This window comes from Bacillus sp. FSL R5-0709 (assembly GCF_038004785.1).
Classification (GTDB): domain Bacteria; phylum Bacillota; class Bacilli; order Bacillales; family Bacillaceae_G; genus Bacillus_A; species Bacillus_A mycoides.
This window is the reverse complement of record NZ_JBBORT010000001.1, coordinates 738856-757744: the sequence shown is the minus strand read 5'-3', so window position 1 is coordinate 757744 and position 18889 is coordinate 738856. Positions and strand designations below refer to the sequence as shown.

Here is an 18889-nt window from a genome sequence, read left to right as displayed (position 1 = left end):
ACTCCCTCCTCTCTTTTCTTAATTTAGGAGGGATTTTTTTATGAAAAAATTATGTTCCACCGTACTCATTATTCTCTTACTCGCATTAACAGCTTGCACAAATGAACAAGATGCTATCTCTTCACAAAAGCAACAAACGGTGAAGAAAGAAACTACTACAGCAACAAATCATTTACAAACAGAAATTCCAAGCCAAGTAAAAAAGCCATTAAAAATCGCATTAATTATGCAAATGTCCATCGGAACTTTTTCCTCTCAATATATTGAGGGTGTCAAAAAACAAGTCGAGCTATTCGGCGGCAGTGTGCAAGTCTACAATTCTGATAATGATTTAGCAAAAATGGCAGCAAATCTAGATACTGCTATTAATTCAAAAGTTGATGGTATTTTAATCGATCACGGTCGCTCTGAAGCACTAAAACCCGGAGTAGAAAAAGCATTACAAGCGAATATTCCTGTAGTTGCATTTGATAACGACCTACGCTTACCAGGCGTAACGATTATTGATCAAGATGACTATAGTCTTGCATGGAAATCATTAAAAACGTTAGCGGAAGATCTGAATGGACAAGGGAATATCGCCGTCGTATGGGTTGGCGGATTTGCTCCAATGGAACGTCGCAATGTTATCATTGATGCTTTTTATAAACGTTATCCAAATATAAAAGAAGTTGCACGCTTTGGTACCGCTAGTAATAACACACCACTTGATACGCAAACACAAGTAGAGGCTTTACTAAAAAAATATCCGAAAAAAGGTGATTTACAAGCTATTTTCGCTTCGTGGGATGAGTTTGCTAAGGGGGCCGTCAAAGCACTCGAACAAGCTGGTCGTACAGATATAAAAGTATACAGCATTGACTTAAGTAATGAAGATTTACAACTCATGCAAAAAGAAAATTCACCTTGGACTGCTACGGCTGCAACCGATCCAGCTGAAGTCGGTAAAGTTCAAGTGCGTTTCTTATACAAGAAAATCGCTGGTGAACAAACGCCAGATATTTATTCACTAGAACCTTATTTAGTAAAGAAAAATAGTTTGCCACAAGAAAATATAACGATGGATCAATTATCAAAACATATAAACGGTTGGGGCGACTCGAAAGATGCATATTCACCTTGGATGAAAAAATTAGAGAAGGAGAAAAAATGATGACATTCTCTCTTCAAAACATTACACATTCTTATCACATCTCTACCCCTGTACTAGAAAATGTTTCTATTAACATACAAAAAGGAAAAGTTCACGCTTTACTAGGAATGAATGGTGCAGGAAAAAGTACTTTACTAAAAATAGCAACTGGTGAAATTCAACCAGTTGCTGGGAATATAAAAATTGATAATCAGTCTATTTCCTTTACTTCACCACGCGATGCAAAAAAACATGGTATTTCTTTCGTAACACAAGAAGTGGATCACGGACTTATTCCTGGATTATCTGTATTAGAAAATGTACTAATCGATCATTTAGCAATGCAAAATAAAGTACTATTTTCAAAGTCAAAATTAGTCTCACTCGCTAAACAACATTTGCAAACTGTACAGGCTGATTTAAATGTTTCGGAAGATGTTTCAAACTGCTCATTACATGAAAAACAATTACTTCTTATCGCAAGAGCTTTATCCAACAATACAAATTATCTTTTATTAGATGAGCCTACTTCTTCTCTTGGACCGAAAGAAGTTGAAACCTTCGGGCAACTATTAAAAGATTTAACATTGAAAGGAATTGGCATCATCTTAATTTCTCATCGTTTATCAGAGATTCGAAATTTCGCGGATGATGTAACCGTATTACATAACGGTAAAGTTGCACTTTCTGAAGCGATCACAAAGGTTACAGATCAACAAATTGTGGAAGCGATGACTGGAAAACAACTTACACTTCCTATTAATACAGCGCCAAAACGAGGGAGCGAAGAATTATTTAAAGTACAAGAACTTCCATTACACAAAGACCATTCTCCCCTTTCTCTCACCGTACGGAAAGGTGAAACTGTTGTGATATACGGATTAATTGGCAGTGGCAAAACAACACTTGCTGAAACGTTATTTGGTACTCGTCATACTTATCACGCAGAAATAGATGGTCAAACAATAACAATTAAAACACCGCGAGATGCGATTAAAGCAAAGATCGCACTTGTACCAGAGGAAAGAAGAAAACAAGGCGTATTTCTTTCGGAAGATATTATAAGCCACACTAATTTACACCAATCAGGTTGGAGACGAAAGCAAACCGAAGTAAATAATGCTACTACAGCAATTTCTTCTTTCAGCATTTCACCCAATGACCCAAAAGCATTTATCCATTCACTTAGCGGTGGAAACCAGCAAAAAGTCTCCATTGCAAAGTGGCATGGATTCAAACCGAATCTATTTCTTTTGGACGAGCCAACTAAAGGTGTAGACATAGCTGCAAAACAAGACATTTTTCAATTCATTCGTAACATTACTGAAAACGGAAGTTCCGTAATTTACTTCACAGGAGAACAAGATGAAGCACTACATATCGCTGATCGCATTCTTATACTCGCAAACGGAGAATTTGTAGGTGAATACTTACCAGACGAACTATCTCCTGAACAGCTTTTACATTTATCTGAAGGGAGTTATTCCATTGAATCTCGTTCATAAAACAAAAACTAAGAAACTATATTTACCTACTCATCTTTTTTATCAATTTAGTACGATTGCTATCATTATAGGTGTTACAATTTTCTTCTCTATCGTCAACGATTCTTTTTTAACATACAACAATATTAGTGATATTTTACGTTCCATTTCTATCGTAACGTTACTTGCAATTGGTGTTACCTTTACATTAATTGTAGATGGATTTGATTTATCAGTCGGCTCTACCGCTAGTTTAGCAACCATTGCCGCTGCTTCCTGCCTCATTTTATATCGACAAGAACTATTAGTCACACTCCTTGTTCCTATTCTTTGTGGGCTATTAGTTGGATTATTAAATGCACTACTCGTTATCCGAATTAAACTACCAGATTTACTAGCTACATTAAGTATCATGTATATCGTGAATGGACTACACTTAACATTTTCAAAAGGATCTTCTATTTATGAAGGAATGTCTGGTGCCAAAGGACATTTTATTCCATCCTTTTTATTTATCGGTCAAGGTTCTGTGTTAGGAATTCCAGTCCCTGTCATTATCATGCTTATCGTCGTTTTAATTGCATATGTATTTTTAGAAAAAACAACGTACGGTCGTTTCTTTTATATGACAGGTGGGAATCGAGAAGCTGCTAGACTAGCTGGTATTCCTACTGATCGTTACCGTGTATATGCTTATATGATTAGCGGTTTACTTGCCTCTATTGGCGGTATTATTCTATGTAGCCGCGTTGGAACAGGACAAGTTTCAGCTGGCGCCCCATTATTAATGGATGCAGTTGCAGCTGCCTATATCGGTTATGCAATGTTCGGTGCTAAGAAACCAAATGTCATCGGAACATTTCTTGGTTCCGTATTAATTGGAATCATATTAAACGGCCTTACAATGATGAACGTTCCTTATTATGCGCAAGATATCATTAAAGGCAGTATTTTAATTGCAGCTTTAGCCTTTTCATTTATTAAAAAGAAGCGTAAATAAAAAAGTAGCGCATCGAATTCCGATGCGCTACTTTCCTTTTGCAACAATCACACGAACTACTTTCAACGCAAAAAGCAAAAGACCGTTCGCTATTGCTGTAACACCTAAGAAGATGGCTATCATAAGCTCTCCCATTCCGTTATTAAATATAAAAATAATAGAAGAAATGAAAGCCAAAATAAACAAAATGAACGCTGGTATATATTTAATAAAAGGCTTCTCAAATGATCTTTTAGAAAGAAGAAATGTAATTAACAATGTCATAATAAAAACAAAATATACCGCAAATAAAAAAGTCATATGAAAGCCTCCTCTACGACCAAACTACTTAAAAGAGGTTAGAAACCTTTAATATTTCTCATTTACCTGCAATTCTTTACTATACTTTTGAATGAACACTGATGAAATAACCATTACCATTCCTATACTAAAACCAATAAGCTGATCTAATAACATTTCATCATGAATGAACCAGCGCAGTAGAAATACGCCACCAAAAATAAGCAACATTGTAAATCCAGTATGTCTAAGCCCTTTATATACATTTTCCATATGTATCACCTCTCTACATACTTTTATCCATATTATACCATAATCCCAAAATGTATATAACCAACATTCGGTATTGAAACCAATAATAAAAAAGGCTGCAGAGAACTCCTTCTCCACAGCCTAATTATTATTTTTGCAAAAACGCCTGTAAATCTGCAAATTGTCTCTTTGCATCTTCATAGCCTTGCTCATATAAACTTTGTAATTTAGCCGTATCCTTTTCCATACGATCTACTTGAAGCGGCACTTCTGGGCGAATAACAAATAAATTACCAGCTTGCTCTTCTTTTTCAATGTAGTGAAGTGTTTCATTATACACTTCATAACGATTCAGCATCGTATTTACAAGGTTTGGATACTTCTTATAAGCCTTTGCTGCAATCCAACCAAATTTTGATTTTTTCTTCGCGTAACCATGATTTCTCGTCAAAATAACGACTGATTTTTTAAATCCATCTTCCTGTGCTTTACGAACTGGAATCGGATCTGAAATCCCGCCATCTAACAATTGCTTACCTCGGTAGTTTACTGCCGGTGCAATGAAAGGTAATGAACTAGATGCTTGCAATAAATTTAGTGCATCATCATTCGTTCCCTCTTTTTCAAAATAAACAGACTGTCCTGTTTCACAATCAGTTGTTCCTACAAGGAAACGCTCTGGACTATTAAAGTATGTTTCAAAATCAAACGGTACATGCTTTTCTGGAATTTCATGAAAAATGAATTCCATATCAAATAGCTGACGTTTTTTCCACAAGTTTTTATACGATAAATACTGCGGATGTGATGCATAATCAATATTTACTGTTTTATTTCTATTTCTTTGTCTGGAAAGATACGACGCTGCATGACAAGCACCAGCTGATACACCAATTACATATGGAAAATATAAATCTTGTTCCATAAAATATTCTAATATCCCGCCCGTATATACACCACGCATACCGCCGCCTTCTAATACTAACCCCGTATTTTCAAGCATGTTATTCTCTCCTCTTTATATATATTGACTCTTTAATTATTCACTATGTTAAGTATCTTTTTCTATTATATATGAGTTCTTTCAGAAATTATATTGAAAAGGCTTGAAATGGAGGGGGTTTTTCTTCCAATTATATTTCCAAATGACCAGAGACATCCTTTATAAGCCTTTGAATAAAATCTTGCTCTTCTTTCGTATATCCATCTAAAAGTAACAGCCACTTTTCTTCAGCTTGTTTATGCAATTTTTCATGAGCTTTATATATTTCATTTCCTCTTTCCGTTAAGCGGAAGAAAATTTCTTTTTGATTATCTAACATTTGCATTTTCTCAACGAATTGCTTTTGAAACAACTTTGTACAAATTTTAGAGATTGCGCCTTTCGTCATTCCCATTTCTGTTGCAATAGCAGTTACATTCATCAGACCATTTTTTCCGATACACTCGATAACATGTAACTCAGATAAAGACATACCACTTACACCTGTCTCACGAAGAAACTTCTCATTATTTTCTTTCAAATGCTCTTCTTTTTTATGAAAAAGTGTACGAATATCCGAAAGTATTTCCATTTGTTTCGCTGTACGTTCCAATCCATTCGCCTCCTAAGTTTCCAAAGAAACAATTTAACTATATACCATTTTAAAATCATTTTTTCATCTTTACAAGTGAGAAAATCATGTTAAAATTAATTTAGTTTCCAAGGAAACCAAATGACAAGGAGGTTAACATTATGGAAAAAACCAAACTGAATTTCATTTTATATGTTGTCTGTATGAGTGCCTTACTCGGTTCCTTCGCTCAAAATATTTATACACCTATCTTGCCGATGATTCAAAATTCGTTTCATACTTCTCTTTATCTTGTAAATTTAACCGTTTCACTTTTCACATTCGTTCTTGCGGTTATGCAGCTCATATACGGACCTTTAATTGATACAAAGGGAAGAAAATCTGTCCTTATCCCTAGTTTAATCATTAGTACAATCGGCTCAATTGGTTGTGCTTTCTCACCAAACATTTACTTATTTCTATTTTTTAGAGCTGTTCAAGCTATAGGAATAGCGGCTATACCTGTAGTTGCAGCAACGATTATCGGTGATTTATTTGAAGGAAAAGAACGCGGAGAAGCGATGAGCCTTTATCAAATGTTACTTGCTCTCGCACCTGCAATCGGTCCTCTCATAGGTGGCTATCTCGGCAGTATAAATGGCCACTTATCTGTATTTCTTTTTTTATCTACAATTGGCATCATCTTATTAATTATAAACATTTCACTACTTCCAGAAACAAAACCAAATGTAATTGAGAAACCTAAAGCAAAAAAGAATTACTGGCTTATCTTAAAAAATAAAACTGGATTTTCCATTACACTTATTGGCTTTATTCAATTTTGTATATATTTCTGTTTCCTCGTTTTTTTACCTAGCATATTAACAAATATATTTCATCTAAGCGCAAGTGAAATTGGTCTTATGTTTGTACCGATGTCACTTTCTCTTATGTTAGGAAGCTATTGCTACAAATTTTTGCAAAAACATTTCACAACAAAGCAGGCTTTCTTCATCACTAGTTTCTTCAACATTATATGTGTCACTTTATTCTCTTTCACATATAGCATCAATATCCCATCCGTAATTATCGTTACCTCTTTATACGGTTTTAGTATGGGACTTTCTATGCCGACTCACACTACTTTATTAACGGAAGAATTCGTACAAGAACGCGCAACTGCCATCGGTATGTACAACTTCATTCGCTATCTTGGTATGGGTACAGGGCCTATTGTAGGTGGGTTTCTTTTATTTAATCAAAATTACTTTTGGATTTTCTTCCTAGGGGCAATTATATTTCTACTTATAGTTTTACACGCAATGAAAATGCTACATTCCCATGCTGCACAAAGAGCTTAAGAGACCTATAGATGGTCTCTTAAGCTCTTTGATCAGCAACGATATGAATATCAATATACTTCGTTTGTCTCATAATTTCATTTACAATAGAACCTTTTCGTATTTCTTCCCACCGTGTTCTCGCCGATTGCCCGAGTAAAACTTGTGTCACCTGTAGTCTTTTTGCAACTTCAATAATAACATCAGCGGGCTTTCTTCCCTTTGCTTCTTCTAATACAAAGCTCGCATCAAATTGATTCGTTAGCGATTTCCATTCTTCAATCGTTTGCTTTTTGCCAGCTGAAATAGAATCTATATTTTCTCTTTCAACGTTTAACACATACAATTCAGCATTTAGCCGATCAGCCATGCGCCAACCTCTCCGTATTAATTTCTCTGCTGTTGAACTGTATTGTACACAAACGAGAATTTTTTCTTTCACACCGATCGGTTCTATTACTGTTTGGCTAATTTTCTCATCCATATCATCTGCAACTTCTCGAAGTGATAACTCTCTTAATGCCCCTAAATTATTTATCGTAAAGAAGTTTTGTAAGCTTTGTTGAATTTTTTCTTCCTTATATATCTTTCCATCTATTAATCTCTTCCGGAGTACCTCAGGTGTTGCATCAACAAGCTGAATTTCATTTGCTTTTTGTAAAATAAAGTCTGGAATACGCTCTCGTACTTTGACATTCGTAATTTGAGCTACAATATCATGAACGCTTTCTAAATGTTGAATATTAAACGCTGATAATACAGATATACCGGCATCTAACAATTCCTGCACATCCATGTAACGTTTCTTATTTTTCGACCCGGGAATATTACTATGCGCAAGTTCATCCACAACAACAATTTGTGGTGCCCGCTTTATAATTTCTTCTACATCAAGTTCATAAAATACTTTCCCTTTATAATCTATTTCTTTTAAAGGAACTTTTTCTAAATCAGCAATTGCTTCTTCCGTCTCTTTTCTACCGTGTGTTTCAATTAAACCAACTACAATATCAATACCGTCTTTTTTCATCTCTCTTGCATCAAATAGCATTTTATAACTTTTCCCAACTCCAGGTGCAGCCCCTACGTATAGCTTTAACTTTCCGCGATTTTGCTGCCGAATATATTCTAAATACTCTTCTGGCGTTCGCCTTTGAAACGTCGGTTTATAGTCATCCGCATACAAAACACTCACAACCTTTCTTTCGAAACAACGCTACCTCAATCCGTTAGATTGAGGTAGCACTGTTACTATTTCATTAGTTTCTGTAATTCTAAATTTAACTTTAAAACGTTCACGCGATCTTCTCCAAACAAGCCAAGCGCTGCACCTTCCGTTTGATCCTTAATCAATTGATCTAGCTTTTCTTTCGGAATATTCGTTAATTTCGAGATGCGATCTACCTGTACAGAAGCCGCCTTCGGACTAATGTCAGGATCAAGCCCTGAACCTGAATTCGTCACTAAATCTATTGGTACTTCTGTAACTGGAATGGCCCGGTTTTGTTTCTTCCAGTCATCAATACTTTTCTCAACTCGTTTTGCTAAATCTGGATTAGACGGTGCATAGTTATTTGAACCAGATGCTTCTGCTTTATATTCTATACTAGAGACACGTCCATGAAAATAACGTGGATCTGTGAAATTTTGACCGATTAATTTTGAACCAACTACTTCATCTTTATCATTATATATAAGACTTCCATCCGCATTATCCTTCATTACCGCTTGCGCAATACCAGTTACAATAAGCGGGTATACGAGGCCGCACAAAACTAGAAATGTAAAAGTAATACGAATAATTGGTGAAAGTATACTTTGTTTTTTCGCCATCTTTTTTCCCCTCTTCCTTATATGAACAAGCCGACAATCATATCAATTACTTTAATTCCAATGAATGGAACGATAACTCCACCAAGCCCATAAATGAGTAAGTTTCGGCTAAGCAATGCATTAGAACTCATCGGTTTATACGCAATACCTTTCATCGCTAACGGAATTAGTAGTGGAATAATAACTGCATTAAATATTAATGCTGATAAAATCGCTGAAAGTGGCGATGTTAATTTCATAATGTTCAATGCTTCCATTTGCGGAATTGCTAATGTAAACATCGCTGGAATGATTGCAAAGTATTTTGCTATATCGTTTGCAATACTAAACGTTGTTAACGCACCACGCGTCATTAACAATTGCTTACCAATTCCTACAACCTCAATGATTTTTGTTGGATTCGAATCTAGATCAATCATATTCGCTGCTTCTTTCGCAGCTGTCGTACCACTATTCATCGCTAATCCAACATCCGCCTGCGCTAATGCCGGGGCATCATTTGTACCATCACCTGTCATCGCTACAAGTTTCCCTTTGTCTTGCTCTGCTTTAATAACCGCAATTTTATCTTCTGGTTTACACTCAGCAACGAATTCATCTACTCCTGCTTCCTTTGCAATTGTTGCTGCTGTTAACGGATTATCACCTGTACACATAACCGTTTTAATCCCCATTTGGCGCAATTGTTCAAAACGTTCACGCATACCAGGTTTCACTGTATCCTTTAAATATATTAAACCGTAAATACGATTGTCTACTGCAACTACAAGTGGTGTTCCGCCTTCTTTTGAAATCAAATCTGCTTTTTGATTCACATCTTTTGGAATCATCCCGCCTTGCGATTGAACCCATTCAATCATGGCACCAACAGCACCTTTTCTCACTTTCGTTCCATCCTGTAAATCAACACCGCTCATTCTTGTTTCTGCTTTAAATGGAACAAATTCACCTTGTTCTGCAATTTCTCTATTATATGATATAGATTTCGTTTGTACATATTCTATAACAGATCGACCTTCTGGTGTTTCATCTAAAACTGAGCTAATCGCAGCCCATTTTCCTACTTGCTCAATCGTTTCATTTCCTACTGGTAGCAGTGTATGTGCCATCCGGTTCCCGAAAGTAATCGTACCTGTTTTATCTAAAATAATCGTATTAATATCGCCCGCAGCTTCTACTGCTTTCCCTGACATCGCTAATACATTAAACTTTGTTACGCGGTCCATCCCAGCAATACCAATCGCTGATAATAACCCACCAATTGTCGTTGGAATTAAACAAACTAACAATGCTACAAGTACAGCTGTATCAATTTGAAACCCTAGATAATTTGTGAAAATCGGCAACGTCACAACGACGATTAAGAAAATAAGCGTTAAACTCGTTAATACTGTATTTAAAGCAATCTCATTCGGCGTTTTTTGACGTGCAGCCCCTTCTACTAACGAAATCATTTTATCAATAAATGATTCACCAGGATTACTCGTAATTACAATTGTAATTTCATCACTTACGACCATCGTACCGCCTGTTACGGAACAAAAATCACCACCCGCTTCTTTTATAACAGGAGCTGATTCTCCTGTTATTGCAGATTCATCTACAGACGCTAATCCTTTAATTACTTCACCATCATTCGGAATCATTTCTCCTTGTTTTACAATAACAACGTCACCTTTTCTCAGATCAGTTGCTGAAACTTGAACAATGTCTCCATTTTCTTTTACAACGTTTGCAAACACATCTTTCTTCGATTGTTTTAAAGAATCGGCTTGCGCTTTACCACGACCTTCAGCCAACGCTTCTGCAAAGTTAGCAAATAAAACTGTAAATAATAGAATAAGAGAAACTGTTATATTAAACCATCCTGGTACACTACTAGAAATACTTGGAAGAAAGGATAAAATTAACGTAATGATAAATCCAATTTCCACAACAAACATAATCGGATTCTTTATCATTACTTTCGGGTTCAATTTCGCAAAGGATTGTTTCATCGCATGTGTCACGATATCACGATCCATCGTTTTCGCTTGTCTAACTTCATCTTCTACAGCATGTATTTGTGACTGATTTACTTGTTTTTCTTTTACTACTACCGGTCTCATCATTTACCCTCCATTACTTCAATGTAAGAAATTCTGCAATTGGGCCGAGTACTAACATCGGGAAAAATGTTAACGCACCAACAATTACAATCGTTCCAATAAAGATTCCTCCAAATAAACCATTATCCGTACGGAACGTTCCGACTGTTTCTGGTACTACCGTCTTCTCTTTCAATGAAGCTGCCACAGCTAGCATCGTAATTAAACTGAAATAACGTCCTAAAAACATAACTAAACCAGTCGTAATATTCCAAAACGGTGTATTATCTGCTAATCCTTCAAATCCAGATCCGTTATTCGCAGCTGACGATGTGTATTCATATACAACTTGCGTTAAACCGTGAAAACCGGAGTGAGAAATCGCATCCGTTCCTAAACTTGTTGAAAGAGCTAATGCTGAAAATCCTAAAATAAGTAATGGATGAAATAGAATCGTTACTGCAATTAATTTCATTTCCTTACCTTCAATCTTTTTACCTAAAAACTCTGGTGTCCTTCCGACCATTAATCCAGATATAAAGACTGCAATAATTGCATACATAATAATATTAATAAAGCCCGCTCCAACACCACCGTATACTGTATTCAACATCATATTTACGAGTGGTACTAATCCGCCAATTGGTGTTAACGTATCATGCATCGTATTAACGGCCCCTGTTTCAGCAGCTGTCGTTACTGTTGCGTATAGTGAAGAAAATACTGTTCCAAATCGCACTTCTTTTCCTTCTGTACTTCCTTGTACATGTTCGATACCCATTCCATTTAATGCCGGATTACCATTTAATTCAGATGTAGTAATCGTTATAAATCCGAGTAAAAACACCATAAATAGTGAAACGAAAAGGATACGTCCTTGTTTTTTATTTCCTACCATTCTTCCGTACGTAAATGGAAGTGCTGTTGGCAATAACATCATAAGCATCATTTGCAAAATATTACTCATTTGCCCTGGATTTTCGAAAGGATGTGTAGAGTTTGCTCCGAAAAATCCTCCGCCGTTATTTCCAAGTTCCTTAATGGAAACGAATGATGCAACTGGACCACGTAAAATACTTTGCTTCGCACCATCAATTGTTTGTGCTGTAACCGCCCCATCTAACGTTTGTGGTACACCAAGTGCGACAAAGACTAACGCCGCAATAAATGCGATAGGAAGAAAAACTCTCGTTAACGCTCTCGTAAAATCAACGAAAAAGTTACCAAGTTCTTTTCCAGCGAGCCCTCTTATAAATGCCATAACGATGGCTAACGTCGTTGCTGGTGCCGCAAACATTAAAAATGTAATCCCGATTAATTGTGATAAATAAGATAAACCATTTTCACCGCTGTAATGTTGTAAGTTTGTATCAGCCATAAAACTAATCGCTGTATTAAAAGCGAGCGTAGGCTCCATCCCTTCAATATGCGCTGGATTTAATGGCAATACACCTTGTAATCTGAAAATGAAATATACGACGACAATCATAAATCCATTGAGTAGAACTAATGATAATGCATACTGTTTCCACGTTTGATTGTATCCTTTTACACCTGTAATTTTAAAAATAAGTTTCTCAAAAGGCCCGAATACTTTATCTAGCTTCTTGCTACCTTGAAAGGCTTTCTCTAAATAAATCCCCGTTGGCTTTGCTACTAAAATAAACAAGAGCATTGTAATAACGACTGCAACCCAAATCATAATGAATGATTCCCCCTAATTAAAACTTTTCTGGATTTAATAATGCGTATACTAAGTACACCGTAATCGCTGCAACAATAACCGATAAGGCAATCATCATGATTGCTTCCCTTCTTTCACAACTTTATCTGACCAACTTGCAAGACTTGCCATCGATGCGACTAACCCAACAAAAATACCGATCATTACAACATCTAACATAACTACCCCTCACTTTTGTTAATTTTTACCATCTAGTTATCAAAAAAAGAACACTAAGCTCTACTTAGTGTTCGAAACGAACAACACAAAGTAAACCTCCTCTCTAAACGCTTACGAGGTTAGCTGTCGGATTCGGGCCTAAAGAGTAGCCCTACTTTCAAAATTGAAAGATTCACCCCAAGTGACAATGCACAAAATTGGTTCCCCCGCTCCATTTCTGGAACTCAGCGATTTTAGGTTTTTTTTGGAAATTTTACGAATGATTTATGAGAGTAAATATACTCCTCTAAATTTAACTTGTAAAGGGGTAAATTACTGAAAATAAGAAAATATCCATCTATTTAAGCGTTTACATTAGTTGTTATTAATATTTTTTCATCTGTTTTCTCGTCTTTCCTTTCTTTTTCACAGAAATGATCTTTTAAATACGAAATAAAAAGAACGAATTACATGAAGTGCATAGCTTGTTGCACTCAGCATTCGCTCTTTTTTCATTCAACCTTTATTCTCCACGCAAAAAAGCACGCAAATTTCTCCCTCGAATATAAACTTGTGATAATTCCGCATGTAACTGCTCATATTCGGTAATATCCGCCTCTAAATACAAAACATCTTTTGATGGTAATATAATATATGGACCTGGAAAAAGAGGATCGAGCACTACCAATTCGTGAACTCTCTCTACCGATATCGCCCAACGATTCGCTATATCTCCTAGTAACAACACTTTCATCTTCATTTCCCCCACCTTATTCAAAAAATAAAAAAGAAATATTATCACAGTTCGTAAACACTACAAATTTAGCTCCAATTGTTTCATAGAGCCTGGCCGGATAGCGTTTATTCTTTGTAACAACAGTAATAGGCGCTTGAAAAGAAAAACGAATGTGTTCTGTGAAGAAACTAACTATCGGAAGCTCATCCCCTAGTAAAATCACCTTCTTAATACGTGTGCAAATACTAGTAAAATCCTTCTCCTTATTACAGCTATAAGCTGATTCAAACCCATACTCTCTAACTTCAGCCGCTATCTCTTCATTGGCTGTAAAAATAATTAACTCATGCTGAAATGCTACTAGCTCTCTTAAACTCTTTACCTTGTTTTTTTCTCCAACACAAATAAGTGTTAGTTCCATGTACCTCATCCTCCTTAGCATAAAAGAACTCAAACATAGATTGATATTCTCCTATACTAATCAGACCGATGAAGTGATGTATCCATCATGGCACCGTCCTCTCTCAAGACGCTTACGAAGTTAGCTGTCGGATTCGGACTTTGAGAGTAGCCCTACTTTCAACATTGAAAGATTCACCCCTAGTGACGACGCACAAATTGGTTCCTCCGCTCCATACATTTGGACTCAGCGTATTACAAAAAATGTATTCTGGCTGATATATTACTCCTGTATTTGGAAAAAGTAAACACAAAAAAAGCCAGTTAACAAACTGGCTTCTCGTATCTTTATACATGTGTCTTATTCAATTTATATGCAAAATGATTCGTCGGCCCATGACCACTTCCAATATTCAATGGCTCTTCAATTGCTATACTAATAAATCGTTTTGCTTCTTGAACTGCCTCTTCCATCAAGTAGCCTTTCGCAAGTCCTGCTGTAACCGCTGAAGCAAATGTACACCCACTTCCGTGCGTTTGCTTCGAAGGAATTCGTTCACTTCTAAATTCAATAAACTGCTCACCATCAAAGAGTAAATCAATTACTTCATTACCTTGATATTCTGCATGTCCGCCCTTCATAAGCACATATTTAGCCCCTAATTCATGCAATACTTTTGCAGCTTCCTTACTATCTTCTACATTATGAATCTCCATTCCAGTTAACACTTCTGCTTCAGGAACATTCGGTGTGACAACAGTTGCTACTGGCAATAAATATTCTTTTAATGCTTGTACTGCTTCTTGTTGTAATAATGACGCACCGCCTTTAGCAATCATAACAGGATCTAGCACAATATTATTCCAGCCAAATTTCTTAATATGCTCTGCCACAATTTGAATAATTTCACTACTAAATAACATTCCCAGTTTCACAGCATCTGGCGTTAAATCCGTACCAATTGAATTCAGCTGCTCCGTAATCCCTTCTAAAGAAACAGGATATACCCCTTGAACGCCAAGCGTATTTTGAGCAGTAATTGCTGTAATAGCCGTCATTCCATACACACCAAGCTCTTGGAATGTTTTTAAATCCGCCTGAATCCCAGCGCCGCCTCCGCTATCAGACCCTGCAATTGTTAAAGCTTTATTCACTTTCATCCCACTCATCCTTTTCTACCCAAAATAGCGATGATAAATTGTTTTCGCTTCGCTTATATCTTTCGTGCCATGTACAAGTACACGGCCATCTTTAAAAGCAACTAATCTCTTTTCTTCAACCGAAAATGATAATAAATATGGATTTACATTCAAATCATTCACGCGATCATTCAGCAATTTTTTATATTGTTCAAAATCCATTTCCTCTTTATGAGGTGGTCTAATTTGAACTGTATTTCTCCCGCATAACACTGCTGTTTTTGAAGTGTTTTCCTTATTTAAATATGGATATACTGCCTGTTCACCACACGATAGACAATTATGTTTACGAAGCTTTCGCACATTCATACATGAATATTCATTTTTCCATACATCAAATGATACAAGCCCATCTCGAAGCGAGTCATAATCTTCTACTAACAGTTTAAGTGTTTCCGTTACTTGATGAGAAATGACAAGAGACACAGCAGGCGATATAATCCCCGCTGTATCACATGTCGCTCCGCCAAGCGGAATCGATTGTAATAAACAAGATAAACATGGCGTTTTTCCTGGAAGAATAGTATAAGAAAGACCGTAACTCCCTACACATGCCCCATAAACCCATGGAATAGAATATTTTTGCGATATATCATTCACAATGAAACGTGTTTCAAAATTGTCAGTCGCATCGATGATTACATCAACATTTGTAACGAGTTCTTCCAACTCTTCAGCCGTTACATCCTGAACGAGAGCTTCTACTCTTACTTCACTATTAACCTCTTCTAGACGTTTTTTTGCCGCTACAGCCTTCGGAAGATTATTCTCTACATCACTTTCTGCATACAATTGTTGTCTTTGCAAATTACTCCAATCGACATAATCACGGTCAACAATTGTTACTTGACCAACGCCTGCTCTTACAAACATCTCTGCGTTTGCACTACCTAATGCGCCTGCACCGATAATAAGTACATGCTTTGTCCTTATCTTTTGTTGCCCTTCTTCCCCAATTGGAGAAAATAGCTCTTGGCGAGAATATCGATTATTCAACTACGCTCATTCCTTCTAAAGGACTACTTGCTGTCGCGCAGCGCTTACGTGCAATACGACCTGCTTCAAACCCTAATCGTCCTGCCTCAATACCTAATTTCATTGCATATGCCATTTTAATAGGATCGTTCGCTCCAGATACTGCAGTATTTAATAACACACCATCTGCTCCTAATTCCATTGCAAATGCTGCATCAGCTGGACTACCAATACCAGCGTCAACGATAACTGGTACTGTCGCTTGTTCAATAATGAAACTTAAATTTAATGGATTTACAATACCAAGCCCTGAACCAATCGGTGATGCTCCTGGCATAATCGCGTGTACACCAAGTTCTTGTAATTTACGAGCTAATACAACATCATCAGATGTGTATGGTAGAACGATAAATCCTTCTTCTAGTAACATTTCAGATGCCTTTAACGTTTCTACTGGATCAGGTAATAACGTTCTATCATCACCAATAACTTCTACTTTTATCATGTCACAAAGTCCAGACGCTTTTGCTAATTTTGCAATACGAACAGCTTCTTCAGCATTTTTTGCTCCTGCTGTATTCGGTAATAACGTATATTTTTTCACATCAAGTTTCTCTAATAAATTAGGCTGCTTCGCATCGAATATATCCATACGACGTACTGCGAATGTTAAAATCTCAGCCTCAGAAACATCAATTGCCTTTTGCTGCACATCAAAATCAGGGAATTTCCCTGTTCCTAATAAAAGTCTAGAATGAAATGAAAATTGTCCAATGTTTAACATAATCAACCGCCTCCTACGAAAGTTACAATCTCAATTTGGTCCCCATCAAAAACAGATGTATCGTTATGATCATCTTTTTGTAAAATATCTTTATTACGTTCTACTACAACAATTCTGTTATCTAACTCTAAATGTGTAAGTAGCCCAGCTACTGTTTTCACACTCTCTGGTACTTCAATTTGGTTACCATTAATTTTTAAATTCAAACTTCCATCCCCTTTCTAAACCGTTTTAGAAAGCAATGAATCTAGCAAGTGATTCTCCTGCTTTCCTTCTATTAAATCAGCCATATACTGACCAGAAACAGGACTTAATAAAATGCCGTTTCGATAATGTCCAGTACAAGCATATAAACCTTTTATTTCTTCATGCTCTCCCATATAAGGAGCTTCATGATTAGACTGCGGTCTTAACCCAGCCCACGTACTTTCCCATTCTGCTTCTTTTAAAGCAGGCAATATTGTATACGCACGCTCTAATATGGAAGTAATACTTTCTGGTTGTACAGATTTATTAAATGTATGAGGCTTCATCGTTGCCCCAATCACATAACGGCCACCGCGCTTCGGCGTAATATAAAACCTCTCCTGGAAAATAGGAGCTTTCAACAGAGGTTTCCTGCTTCTTACTGCAACAACCTCCCCCTTAACAGGATATGTACCCCAATCACTCTGAAAATAATGTAGCAATTTCGTACTCCATGATCCTCCGGCGATAACGACTTTTTCACATGTGATTACACCTTCGCTTGTCACAATTCCAGTCACTTTATTATTTTCAATACGAATATCAAACACTTCTGTTTGTTCATATATATCAGCTCCGGAAATTGCTGCAGAATGTGCGAATGCTTTCGTAAGCTCTGGTGCAATAACTTGACCATCTTTCGGATAATACACCGCCCCTATAATTGACTCGGAAAGAAACGGCTCTTTTTCCCGTAAATGGTCCCCCGTTAGAAATCGGGAATCTTCACCTGTTTTCTGCTGCCAATCCATAATATGAAGAATTCTTTTCTTCTCATCTTCATTTTGAGCGATGCGATAAATGCCCTTTTCTTCATACCCAATATCGATGCCTGTTTTTTCACGTAAAACTGCTGCAAGTTGTGGAAATATAGCACGGCTTTCTCTAGCAAGCTCAAACAACGGATCATATGCATCCCATTCTGCCTGAACACCGAGCAAACCAGCAGCTGCTTTCGAAGCTTCAGATGCGATTCTTTGCTTCTCTACAATCGCTACTTTATGCCCTCTTTCTGCTAGAAAGTGTGCAACTGAACTACCAATTACACCTCCGCCAATAATCGCTACATCATACTTCTTACACATGTTTTTCCGCCCACTTTCTTATTGATTCCTTATAAGATTTCGCCTTGCTATACGGATTACTACTGCTTATAATCCCGGACATAACAGCAATGCCACTTACACCATTTGCAAGAACATCACCTGTATTTTCAGGGGTAATCCCACCAATTGCAGTTATTGGTATGGATAAACAACTTGCCATATGAGCAATTTCTTCTAATCCTCTCGCTGGCACACCTTTTTTACAATCTGTCGGAAATACATGACCATAAACGAGTGAATCTGCTCCATTTTTAAATGCTACTATCGCTTCATCTAGCGAATGTACTGAATAACCGACATGCAAATAAGAAAACTTTTCTTTTACTAACCTTACATCTGCGCTTCGATATCCTAGCTGAACACGCGGAATATTTAATAGAATAGCAATATCAATTCGATCATTTATCACTATCTTCGATGCTGGAAAGCCTTTCCCCAAAAGACTTTCCACACCTTCATACAATTCCTTCGTACTTTTCTCACGCTCACGAATATGCAAATAATCGATCTCACTCTCAATTTGCATCGCTACATTCACTAACTCTTCGAATGGCATATGGCCATTTGAGATTACATGGAGCTCATTTTTCATATTCATTCG

22 protein-coding genes and 2 riboswitches are annotated in these 18889 nt (G+C 36.7%); of the genes, 4 read left to right on the top strand and 18 right to left on the bottom strand.

Annotated features, from left to right (window positions below; translation table 11 throughout):
* The first annotated feature begins 40 nt into the window (after positions 1–40).
* Genes MKX37_RS03870 through MKX37_RS03860 form a run of 3 tightly spaced genes read left to right on the top strand, consistent with a single transcriptional unit; the run spans position 41 to position 3616 of the window.
* Positions 41–1153, top strand: coding sequence for a sugar ABC transporter substrate-binding protein (locus MKX37_RS03870; protein ID WP_016119624.1), 1113 nt, complete (start codon positions 41–43; stop codon positions 1151–1153).
* A complete protein-coding gene (locus MKX37_RS03865; protein WP_002125354.1) occupies positions 1150–2637 on the top strand; it encodes a sugar ABC transporter ATP-binding protein in 1488 nt (495 codons plus the stop codon). Before MKX37_RS03870 ends, MKX37_RS03865 begins: the two co-directional genes overlap by 4 nt.
* A complete protein-coding gene (locus tag MKX37_RS03860) occupies positions 2621–3616 on the top strand; it encodes an ABC transporter permease (RefSeq protein WP_001054974.1) in 996 nt (331 codons plus the stop codon). The genes MKX37_RS03865 and MKX37_RS03860 overlap by 17 nt, the downstream gene beginning before the upstream one ends.
* Positions 3617–3643: 27 nt before the next feature.
* Here the strand turns inward: MKX37_RS03860 and MKX37_RS03855 are convergent, their stop codons facing one another.
* The 4 genes from MKX37_RS03855 to MKX37_RS03840 form a co-directional block, all read right to left on the bottom strand.
* Positions 3644–3916 (bottom strand): hypothetical protein, encoded by a 273-nt coding sequence (locus MKX37_RS03855; protein ID WP_000143386.1) that lies wholly within the window; start codon positions 3914–3916, stop codon positions 3644–3646.
* A 48-nt stretch (positions 3917–3964) separates the two neighbouring features.
* On the bottom strand, positions 3965–4168 hold the full coding sequence (locus MKX37_RS03850) for a hypothetical protein (RefSeq protein ID WP_000432819.1): 204 nt from the start codon (positions 4166–4168) through the stop codon (positions 3965–3967).
* 127 nt (positions 4169–4295) lie between these two features.
* Complete coding sequence (locus MKX37_RS03845; protein WP_002140445.1) at positions 4296–5150, bottom strand: patatin-like phospholipase family protein; 855 nt, start codon at positions 5148–5150, stop codon at positions 4296–4298.
* A 130-nt stretch (positions 5151–5280) separates the two neighbouring features.
* Positions 5281–5742, bottom strand: coding sequence for a MarR family transcriptional regulator (locus MKX37_RS03840; protein ID WP_078203439.1), 462 nt, complete (start codon positions 5740–5742; stop codon positions 5281–5283).
* A 140-nt stretch (positions 5743–5882) separates the two neighbouring features.
* Here MKX37_RS03840 and MKX37_RS03835 point away from each other — a divergent pair, with 140 nt between their 5' ends.
* Complete coding sequence (locus tag MKX37_RS03835) at positions 5883–7061, top strand: MFS transporter (RefSeq protein WP_002186749.1); 1179 nt, start codon at positions 5883–5885, stop codon at positions 7059–7061.
* 19 nt (positions 7062–7080) lie between these two features.
* Here the strand turns inward: MKX37_RS03835 and kdpDN are convergent, their stop codons facing one another.
* The 14 genes from kdpDN to tenI form a co-directional block, all read right to left on the bottom strand.
* Positions 7081–8235 carry a KdpD-like non-kinase potassium sensor gene (kdpDN, locus tag MKX37_RS03830; protein WP_087946251.1) on the bottom strand — a complete coding sequence of 385 codons (1155 nt, stop codon included), beginning with the start codon at positions 8233–8235 and terminating at the stop codon, positions 7081–7083.
* A gap of 56 nt (positions 8236–8291) precedes the next feature.
* Positions 8292–8873 carry a K(+)-transporting ATPase subunit C gene (gene kdpC / locus MKX37_RS03825; RefSeq protein WP_002125346.1) on the bottom strand — a complete coding sequence of 194 codons (582 nt, stop codon included), beginning with the start codon at positions 8871–8873 and terminating at the stop codon, positions 8292–8294.
* Between the two features lie 17 nt (positions 8874–8890).
* Positions 8891–10981 carry a potassium-transporting ATPase subunit KdpB gene (gene kdpB, locus MKX37_RS03820; protein ID WP_078422155.1) on the bottom strand — a complete coding sequence of 697 codons (2091 nt, stop codon included), beginning with the start codon at positions 10979–10981 and terminating at the stop codon, positions 8891–8893.
* A 13-nt stretch (positions 10982–10994) separates the two neighbouring features.
* Complete coding sequence (gene kdpA, locus MKX37_RS03815; protein WP_002125340.1) at positions 10995–12662, bottom strand: potassium-transporting ATPase subunit KdpA; 1668 nt, start codon at positions 12660–12662, stop codon at positions 10995–10997.
* 19 nt (positions 12663–12681) lie between these two features.
* Positions 12682–12762, bottom strand: coding sequence for a K(+)-transporting ATPase subunit F (gene kdpF, locus MKX37_RS03810; RefSeq protein ID WP_000972378.1), 81 nt, complete (start codon positions 12760–12762; stop codon positions 12682–12684).
* Complete coding sequence (locus MKX37_RS03805) at positions 12759–12863, bottom strand: SipW-dependent-type signal peptide-containing protein (protein ID WP_000887888.1); 105 nt, start codon at positions 12861–12863, stop codon at positions 12759–12761. Before MKX37_RS03805 ends, kdpF begins: the two co-directional genes overlap by 4 nt.
* Before the next feature lie 94 nt (positions 12864–12957).
* Positions 12958–13103, bottom strand: a riboswitch (cyclic di-AMP (ydaO/yuaA leader).
* 262 nt (positions 13104–13365) lie between these two features.
* Positions 13366–13596, bottom strand: a complete 231-nt coding sequence (locus tag MKX37_RS03800; RefSeq protein ID WP_016101779.1) for a hypothetical protein — start codon at positions 13594–13596, stop codon at positions 13366–13368.
* A gap of 16 nt (positions 13597–13612) precedes the next feature.
* Complete coding sequence (locus MKX37_RS03795; protein WP_002010661.1) at positions 13613–13999, bottom strand: hypothetical protein; 387 nt, start codon at positions 13997–13999, stop codon at positions 13613–13615.
* Positions 14000–14092: 93 nt separating this feature from the next.
* Positions 14093–14240: riboswitch (cyclic di-AMP (ydaO/yuaA leader) on the bottom strand.
* 85 nt (positions 14241–14325) lie between these two features.
* The gene (thiD, locus tag MKX37_RS03790; protein WP_002125335.1) at positions 14326–15138 is read right to left on the bottom strand and encodes a bifunctional hydroxymethylpyrimidine kinase/phosphomethylpyrimidine kinase; all 813 of its coding nucleotides are present in this window, start codon (positions 15136–15138) and stop codon (positions 14326–14328) included.
* A 15-nt stretch (positions 15139–15153) separates the two neighbouring features.
* The gene (locus MKX37_RS03785; RefSeq protein ID WP_002169126.1) at positions 15154–16173 is read right to left on the bottom strand and encodes a thiazole biosynthesis adenylyltransferase ThiF; all 1020 of its coding nucleotides are present in this window, start codon (positions 16171–16173) and stop codon (positions 15154–15156) included.
* Positions 16166–16936, bottom strand: a complete 771-nt coding sequence (gene thiG, locus MKX37_RS03780; protein WP_002186754.1) for a thiazole synthase — start codon at positions 16934–16936, stop codon at positions 16166–16168. The genes MKX37_RS03785 and thiG overlap by 8 nt, the downstream gene beginning before the upstream one ends.
* Positions 16937–16938: 2 nt before the next feature.
* On the bottom strand, positions 16939–17142 hold the full coding sequence (thiS, locus tag MKX37_RS03775) for a sulfur carrier protein ThiS (RefSeq protein WP_001049509.1): 204 nt from the start codon (positions 17140–17142) through the stop codon (positions 16939–16941).
* Between the two features lie 15 nt (positions 17143–17157).
* Positions 17158–18267 (bottom strand): glycine oxidase ThiO, encoded by a 1110-nt coding sequence (thiO, locus tag MKX37_RS03770; RefSeq protein WP_002186756.1) that lies wholly within the window; start codon positions 18265–18267, stop codon positions 17158–17160.
* Complete coding sequence (gene tenI, locus MKX37_RS03765) at positions 18260–18880, bottom strand: thiazole tautomerase TenI (RefSeq protein WP_016101785.1); 621 nt, start codon at positions 18878–18880, stop codon at positions 18260–18262. The genes thiO and tenI overlap by 8 nt, the downstream gene beginning before the upstream one ends.
* Between the last annotated feature and the right edge of the window lie 9 nt (positions 18881–18889).